This window comes from Alteromonas hispanica, assembly GCF_010500915.1.
GTDB classification, from domain to species: domain Bacteria; phylum Pseudomonadota; class Gammaproteobacteria; order Enterobacterales; family Alteromonadaceae; genus Alteromonas; species Alteromonas hispanica.
Genome location: NZ_JAAAWP010000018.1, coordinates 1 through 7,683 on the forward strand (window position 1 = coordinate 1; position 7,683 = coordinate 7,683).

General features: G+C 45.0%; 6 protein-coding genes and 2 pseudogenes. 7 read left to right on the plus strand and 1 reads right to left on the minus strand.

The genetic code is table 11. From position 1 onward, the window contains the following. A pseudogene (locus tag GTW09_RS17855) lies at window positions 1-120 on the plus strand (IS3 family transposase); the annotation flags it as partial. Window positions 121-141: 21 nt separating this feature from the next. Here GTW09_RS17855 and GTW09_RS17270 read toward each other — a convergent pair. Beyond that, window positions 142-2,259: pseudogene (locus GTW09_RS17270) on the minus strand (TonB-dependent hemoglobin/transferrin/lactoferrin family receptor); the annotation flags it as partial. Window positions 2,260-2,352: 93 nt separating this feature from the next. Here GTW09_RS17270 and GTW09_RS17275 point away from each other — a divergent pair. From GTW09_RS17275 to GTW09_RS17305, 6 genes are all read left to right on the plus strand, one after another. After that, window positions 2,353-3,228: a heme/hemin ABC transporter substrate-binding protein gene (locus tag GTW09_RS17275; protein ID WP_163112866.1), complete on the plus strand. Its 876-nt coding sequence runs from the start codon at window positions 2,353-2,355 to the stop codon at window positions 3,226-3,228. Between the two features lie 10 nt (window positions 3,229-3,238). Further along, window positions 3,239-4,345, plus strand: a complete 1,107-nt coding sequence (locus GTW09_RS17280) for a FecCD family ABC transporter permease (RefSeq protein ID WP_163112867.1) — start codon at window positions 3,239-3,241, stop codon at window positions 4,343-4,345. After that, window positions 4,338-5,108: a heme ABC transporter ATP-binding protein gene (locus GTW09_RS17285; protein WP_163112868.1), complete on the plus strand. Its 771-nt coding sequence runs from the start codon at window positions 4,338-4,340 to the stop codon at window positions 5,106-5,108. The genes GTW09_RS17280 and GTW09_RS17285 overlap by 8 nt, the downstream gene beginning before the upstream one ends. Before the next feature lie 12 nt (window positions 5,109-5,120). After that, entirely contained in the window at window positions 5,121-5,885 is a 765-nt protein-coding gene (locus tag GTW09_RS17290) for a HugZ family pyridoxamine 5'-phosphate oxidase (protein WP_163112869.1), read from the plus strand. Between the two features lie 285 nt (window positions 5,886-6,170). After that, a complete protein-coding gene (locus GTW09_RS17300; RefSeq protein WP_163112871.1) occupies window positions 6,171-6,905 on the plus strand; it encodes a glucosaminidase domain-containing protein in 735 nt (244 codons plus the stop codon). A gap of 181 nt (window positions 6,906-7,086) precedes the next feature. After that, entirely contained in the window at window positions 7,087-7,491 is a 405-nt protein-coding gene (locus GTW09_RS17305) for an STAS/SEC14 domain-containing protein (RefSeq protein WP_163112872.1), read from the plus strand. The last annotated feature ends 192 nt before the right edge of the window (window positions 7,492-7,683 follow it).

Consider the following 7,683-nt stretch of genomic DNA (forward strand, 5'->3'; position numbering starts at 1 on the left):
AGCGAGAGCTGACGTATTCGATTACGTCGAGCGGTTCCATAATCCAAGAATGCGACGTAGACTAGCAAATCAAGACAGCAAGTTTACGTCTTTATCAAACCGTCCGTAAAAACGGGGTAGAACCCCTGTTCGTCCTCGAACTTCTGTACCAATCCACGTTTCTTTATCTGTAATATTAAAAATACCGTAGTTCACATTGAGCGCTTCAGCCAATCTCACGTGTCCTAACAAATCAAAGGTGACATAACCGGGCGCCTCAAAAAAGCGAGGGACTTCTTCATTTGAGGGTTGCTGCTGACTATCAAAACGCTCTACTGCCGTCGCAACGAACTCTACAGACCATGGATCTTCTGGCATACCATATCCAATGCCCAGTACCGCTTGCGGTGGAAGAATAGACTCTAATTCTTCGCCGGTAGCCTCATTTTCACTGGTAAGCCATGTGATTGCCGTATTTATTCGTACGCCTTCTAGCGCATCAATCGTTACCTCAGATAAGTTTTTCGCTTGGAATTCTACTAACCCAGTAGACGGATTAAATCCAACCATTGAGAGCGACTCGATAAAATTGTCATAGTCGTTATGATAGTAACTGACGCTCCAATCTACTTCGGCATTTACTCCACGAAGCCCCACTTCGTAACTTTTAACTTGCTCGGGTTCAAGGTCGGGATTGGCCAGCGAGGTGTAACCGCCCGCGAAGTTTGTAAAGCCAACATTAATGTCATCAAATGGCGGTATTCTGAACCCTTCTGCGTACTGTAACCACATGGTCAATCCGTCGGTAAGCTTGTACAAAGCTCCCAATTTTGCAGACACTTCACTGTCGTCAAAAGATGCCGTTTCCACTCCTGGATTCGCCGCCGCAAACAGCGCATCCTCCCTTGGACTTAGTGTAAACTCATCATATCTGACGCCGGGTGAAACCGTTAGTTTACCGTCTAAAAACCTTATTTCATCTTGCACAAAAAACGATAATTCTTTGGCTTCAGACTCTGGAAAATCGCGGGCTGGAAACGCCGTAAACTCAGGTACCTGAACGCCGGTTTCTGTTACAAATGTGGCGCCCTCTCTAAGTGAGGTGCTTTCAGTAAATTGCAATTCACTACCGTAAATTAAATAGTGCTCTCCCCATCCGCTAAACGATTTGTCAAATTGAAGAATTCCGCCGCGAATCCGCTGCTCAAATCGGCTTGAGCGTGTCCGGTCTAATGCGATAGGAGTGGGATCAGTTCGACTAACGGCACCAAATCGTTCTTCTTTAGTCTTTTGCAATGTATCGGTTTCTTGCACAAAACCACGTAGTAAAAATTTATCAAACAACGTGTGCTCATTGTCGTATTCATAGTTTAATTGAAACCGCGAACGCTCTCTTTCATCATCACCTAAACTCTCGGTAATAAGCACGCCCCTTACCAAGGTATCCACGCTAGATTGAACATCTGTTTGGGTGCTTCCATTTAGCATATCTGCTATGAGCATTAGCCTGTGATGTTCACTTGGCGTGTAAATCAACTTTATCTGGCCACTAGTACTGGTGTTTTTCTGAGGGTCTGCAGCCACTCGTTCACTGCCCGTTTCAGGGCCTTTTGTATAGAAGCTCTCAATTTCATGACCTTGGCGTTCTGTTCCCGAAAGAAGCCACTGCCAATCGCCTGCGTAGCCGGCCAACTGCCCAGTTACCCACCATTCGTCAGAAGCGCTAACGTATCCAGTCTTTAATCGCCCACCAAAACGCTCCCCCTCTGCCACCAAATGTTTAGGATCTTTACTGATAAAAGCAACTACGCCACCAATAGCATCGCTTCCATACAATGTAGAAGCGGGGCCGCGAATAATCTCTGCTTGTTGAAGCATATCAATATCAACAAAATCTCGACGCGCTGAAAGCGCTGGTCCAAAACTAAACTCGTCGGCAATGGGCACACCATCAAGCAGCATAAGCACTCTGTCGCCGTTAATACCGCGAATATTAAAACCGGCCAACCCAAAGCGCCCGCCGCCTTCCACAGACACACCGGGCTCGTAACGCACGAGGTCACGAATATCTGTCATTACCTGTGCGTCAATCTGCTCACTATCAATAACGCTCACATGTGACGTAATTTCATTAATATCACGTTCACTTCGCGTAGCAGATATGGTGATGGTTTCAAACGCAGCATCCTCTGGTATTGCTTCGGCAACACTGAGTGAAGACACCAATGCGCTTGCTATACAAAGCGCTAAACGTTTGGGAGAGACAGCACAAATAGACATTAGATTTCCTCTTGTAAAGATTAACACAATCTGAGAAACTTGATCCTAATGATAACCATTCGTATTTGCAATAGTTAATTTTTAGAGGCTTTTATGAAAAACTTTCAAATATATTTCAAAGGGTTACTTATTTCTCTTTGCTGTTCCATTGGTTTTGCAACCTTTAGTACTCACGCAGAAAAGCTTGGAAATGAACGTATTGTGAGTGCAGGAGGCAGCGTAACAGAGATACTTTTTGCTCTTGACCTTGGTGCCCAGATCGTTGCTGTCGACACGTCGAGTTTGTATCCCGTTGAAGCCACTACCCTGCCTAAAATAGGATATTACCGTCAGCTTAGCCCGGAAGGCGTTTTAGCCCAAAAGCCAGATATTTTAGTGGGTCACAGCAGCATGGGGCCCGAGGATGTGTTATCACAAATTTCAACAACCGATGTAGAAGTACTTCATGTAGAACACGATTATTCTGTGGAAAGCTTGTATGGTTTAATCGACACCCTTGCAAAGCGTTTTAAGCAAGAGGAAGCAGGAAAAAAACTGATTGCGCATATTTCAAATGAGCTAAATACAGTAAGTTCTGACATCTCTTCACAACCCAATCATTCCAATACAAGTACTCTCGCCTTTTTTGCTTCTGTGGGCAGTCGCGGTCTTGTTGCCGCGGGCACCAAGACCATGCCTAGCACACTGTTTAAACTTGCCGGCGCCAATAATGCATTTGCCGATTTAGAAGGCTATAAACCCATATCACCAGAGTCATTGCTGGTGGCAAAGCCCAGCCGCCTGTTTATCCCCTCACACGCTGCGGCAGGACAATCTGTAGAAAAGTTGTGTCAGTTACCCGCATTACGCATGTGGGCCGAACTCACAGGATGCAATATAACCGTGGTTGACCCGCTAGTGTTTATGGGTCTTAGCCCACGATTAGCTGACGGTGTTGCACTAATAAAAGATATGAAAACCTCAAAATAGAGAGTTGCTTATGTCGGAACATACTTCAGCCATACCAATGCAACCACCCGCGGCCAGAGTCAGCGAAACTCAAAGACTCCTTACACGAGATCACTCGCGCTTTATGACTCTTTGCGCCGGTTTACTAATTGTCGCTCCTCTTCTAGTCATGTGGGCCGCCTCGCAGGGTGCTATGTCACTCTCTCTCGAAGCACTATGGCAAAGTGTAACGGGTACTGATAACACAGACGCCAATTTACAAATGAAGGTGATGTGGGAAATACGTTTGCCAAGAGTATTGATGAGCCTTATTACTGGCGCAGGGTTAGCAATATGCGGTGCAGTTATGCAGGGTATTTGTCGAAACCCATTGGCAGATCCTGGCTTAATTGGCGTGTCTTCCGGCGCGGCTCTCTTTGCTGCGGTAGTAATGGTATTTGGTGGTGCGATGGGATTGCCGGCAGTATTGCAGCCATTGTTGCTACCTATCGCTGCATTCACTGGCGCACTTGTAGTAAGCATGTTGGTGTTCAGGCTGGCTCGCACCACCTCAGGTATTAACACTTTATTACTCATATTGGCCGGTGTAGCGATAAACGCACTCGTGGGCACATTAATGGGGCTACTCGCCTATGTTGCTGACGATGGAACCTTGCGCCTAATAACCTTTTGGAGCATGGGAAGCTACGCAGGCGCCAATTGGCAGCAAGTAGGTTTGGTCGCATTGGGCGTGGGCTTTCCTGCAACACTTATGTGGCGATACAAAACCGAACTGACGCTTATGCTAAGTGGAGAGCAAGAGGCGAAATACCTCGGCGTTCCCGTTCAAAAAGTAAAGAGCTGCAGCCTTTTTGCCGTTGCCTTGCTAACAGCGTGCTGCGTGTGTTTTACCGGCATTGTGGGTTTTGTAGGATTAGTAACACCTCATATATGCCGCATGGTTGTAGGCCCTGACTTGCGCAAGCTACTTCCCCTATCGGCTCTAACAGGAGCGTTCTTAGTTGGCAGTGCCGATACATTAGCAAGAATCCTTATTATTCCCTCTGAACTGCCTGTGGGGATAGTTACCTCTTGCCTTGGCGTGCCCTTTTTCTTGTACTTACTGCTAAGAGAACGCAAAGGACAATACCATGTTTGAAACAAATAACTTGAGCGTTAGAGTAGGTAACACAACTTTGCTCAACAATATAACTGTGCATTTTCACTCTAACCAGTTAAGTGCAATTCTGGGGGCCAACGGTGCAGGTAAAAGTACACTGCTTAAAGTACTGTCCGGTGATTTAGCACCGTCTTCGGGAACAGTAAACTTATGCGGCCAAAAGCTTCATGAATGGCCCGCGGGTGAACTTGCAACCACTCGGGCGATAATGGCGCAGCAGCGACGTCCGCAATTTGCGTTTACAGTATTGGAATACCTCATGTTAGCTCGTCATGCGTGGGTAGAGTCTAAGCAGCAAAGCATTGAATTTACCGACACCATTGTGCAGCGCCTAGAGCTTCAATCTTTTTTACAACGCCCTATTACTCAGCTATCTGGTGGCGAGTGGCAACGCGTGCAATTTGCTCGAGCTTGGTTGCAAGTACTATCCCATGAGGGAGTTAAAAATAAGGTACTGCTGCTTGATGAGCCCACTGCAGCATTAGATATATATCAGCAGGGTCGTTTTTTCTCGCTATTAAAAGAATTTATGACAGAAGGCGGTACCGTTCTTATTGTGTTGCACGATATTAATCAAGCAGCACGTATTGCAGATGCTATGCTTTTATTAAATCAAGGGCATGTTGTTGCATCCGGTCGCACTCAAGACGTTTTCTCAGAATCTCATCTAAATCGCTGTTTTAATGTATCCGGCTCGGTTCAGCATCACGGCGATAATCATGCTTACTTTCACTATTTGTAATAAGGAATAAAAATGGACAATCAGCCAGCGCCTGACCATATTTTTAACGCCCGCTGTTTAATGCGAACGCAGCATACCGGAGTGCTATCTACTGTTAGCCTCTCGCTAAAAGGGTATCCTTTTGGCTCTGTTACTCCATATTGGATGACCGATAATGGCGATCTCATTTTGTATGCTTCGGACATTGCTCAGCACAGCCGAAATATGAAAGCGGATTCTAAAGTAAGTTTGTGTGTGTTTGATAGTGATAAAGACGATAGCCAAGCTAACGCCCGCGTTACCGTGATTGGCGATGCCAGCGTAATAGGCAGCGACTGTGAAGAGTCTGAAAGCTACTTTACGCTGTACCCTCAGGCCCGAGCTTATGTTGATGCACACGATTTTCAGTTTTATCGCATTACCCCAACTCGCATTCGTTATATTGGCGGTTTTGGCGAAATACACTGGTTTAAGCCCGAAGATTGGCACTATGTTACACCCGAATGGGTTGAGCATAAGCAAGGGATGATAGACCACATGCATGAAGACCATAAAGATGCGTTGGCTCTTATGTTAGAACATCAATACGGCGTAAAAGCCAATGAAGACCACATTGAAATGCTAAACGCATGCATTGAAGGTTTTCATATTAACGCTGCAGGCAACGTATATTTCATCAAATATGACTCTCCTTGCCTAGCACCGCAATCGGTTCGTCCTGCTATGGTGAAGCTAACGCACGCAGCCCGCTCAGCCATTAACAAAAAGAGTGATAGAAAGTCTCCGTCTGTTGCCTAACTTTTATCTTAAATAGGGTACGCTTCGAAAGAAACGTACCAAGCAATTACGGACAGTATTTGGCCTATCAATTCATTTAACCATTCATTTATAGAGGGCTGGCAGAGAGAATTAGCAGCCCTTGCCTATTTCTTAATAATATTTCATATTCCCCCCCTATTGTTGCAGCGCCAATAAGAACCTGTATGGTTTCAAAGCGTAAACGTTCTAAAATAACAAAAAGAGCATGGTGAGGTTGTGGTCTTAGCATAATAAAATCCATTCTAATAAAAGAGGTAACATCCAATGCCAAATACCAAATTTATAATTGCCATTGTAGCGGTGCTAATTTTAAGCGTTGTTGCTTGGTTCGCGTTTTTTGCCAAAGAGACACCTCCTGACTTTAAAGCATTTCCAGCCGGCCCCGAGCGTAAAACCGCATTCTTTAGTTACTTTAGCCCCATTGTTATAGAGCTAAATAAACAAATAAGTACCGATAGAAGCAATATTAAAAAAGCCTGTGAAAAAGACAGTGAAAACTTGGCTGATTTGGATGAATACTTAGTTAAATATGGCGTTGAGCAAGCTGAGCTAAAAGCTGAACCAGCATGCGACGTGCTGCTGCGTCGTGCTGATATTGTTCCGGTATCATTAGCGCTTGCGCAAGCTGCTAATGAAAGCGCCTGGGGCACATCTCGATTTGCCCTGCAGGGCAACAACTTTTTTGGTCAATGGTGTTTCAAAAAGGGTTGCGGGATAGTGCCAAAATCGCGAGATACTGGAAAAGTCCATGAGGTTGCTGATTTTCGTTCTCCAGCGGAGTCGGTAGAAAGTTACATGATGAATTTAAATCGTCATGATGCCTACAAACCGCTTCGCACTATTCGCCAATCACTTAGAGAAAAAGGGTTTGTTATTTCTGGGTTACCGCTTACCCACGGTTTAAACAAATATTCTGAACGTGGTGAGGAGTATGGAAAAGAATTGCGTGACATGATTACCTTCAACGATCTAACACGCTTTGATAGGGCATCAGATTAAACAACGCCTTTGGTTAGATGGCGGGCCAATGAGGTTCGCCGTCGCTTTCCTATTCGCCTTAGCTTCCCTATGAAAACGTAAAAAATCCTGCAAAGCACTAGCTGAAAAAGCGCCTTGCAACATTAAGACCATAAACGAAAACTATGCGTATATACCGTAAATTAAATTAATGCTCGCCACTATGAAAACAGATTCGACAACAAAGCCCTACGCTGTCATCGATAGAAGTTGCAAACCGCTTATCTATGTCACCTTCACAGGGCAACGTGAAACCCCTGAAAATTTCGAAAACTATCTTAACGAGTTATATCGAAATTATGATGATAAGGCGCCCATAGGCCTAATTTTTGACGCAGAAAATGCCCCTACTCCAAACATTGCGTATCAAAAACTTCAGGCGCAATGGATGCAAACACACTTCAACTTAATCCAGCGATATTGTCAGGGAGTGGCTTACATCATGCCAAATCCATTTTTACGGCCAGTGCTTAAAATGATTTTTGCGATTCAAAGAAGCCCAGCCCCGTTTAGGGTATTTTCGAATAAAGAAGCGGGTGTGAAGTGGCTGAAGAGTAGATGCCAATAGTGTATTGCTATAGGCAAGGTTAGTATAAATAGGCATGAAATGAGTCAGGTGAATATTAATTGTGATCTGACCCTGAGGGATCCCCACGAATTTAATTCCATGTGCTTCCGGCCCATGCACTGTCTACTATGGAGCTGTACCATTTGAGTGCAGCTTTCCACTGTCGCATGGTAAACCTTATTCGGCAAGCAA

What these genes read in the sequence shown, in the direction of transcription:
- GTW09_RS17280 (WP_163112867.1), top strand. Translation starts at nt 3,239, where the DNA reads ATGTCGGAACATACTTCAGCCATACCAATGCAACCACCCGCGGCCAGA.
- GTW09_RS17285 (WP_163112868.1), top strand. Translation starts at nt 4,338, where the DNA reads ATGTTTGAAACAAATAACTTGAGCGTTAGAGTAGGTAACACAACTTTG.
- GTW09_RS17300 (WP_163112871.1), top strand. Translation starts at nt 6,171, where the DNA reads ATGCCAAATACCAAATTTATAATTGCCATTGTAGCGGTGCTAATTTTA.
- GTW09_RS17275 (WP_163112866.1), top strand. Translation starts at nt 2,353, where the DNA reads ATGAAAAACTTTCAAATATATTTCAAAGGGTTACTTATTTCTCTTTGC.
- GTW09_RS17290 (WP_163112869.1), top strand. Translation starts at nt 5,121, where the DNA reads ATGGACAATCAGCCAGCGCCTGACCATATTTTTAACGCCCGCTGTTTA.
- GTW09_RS17305 (WP_163112872.1), top strand. Translation starts at nt 7,087, where the DNA reads ATGAAAACAGATTCGACAACAAAGCCCTACGCTGTCATCGATAGAAGT.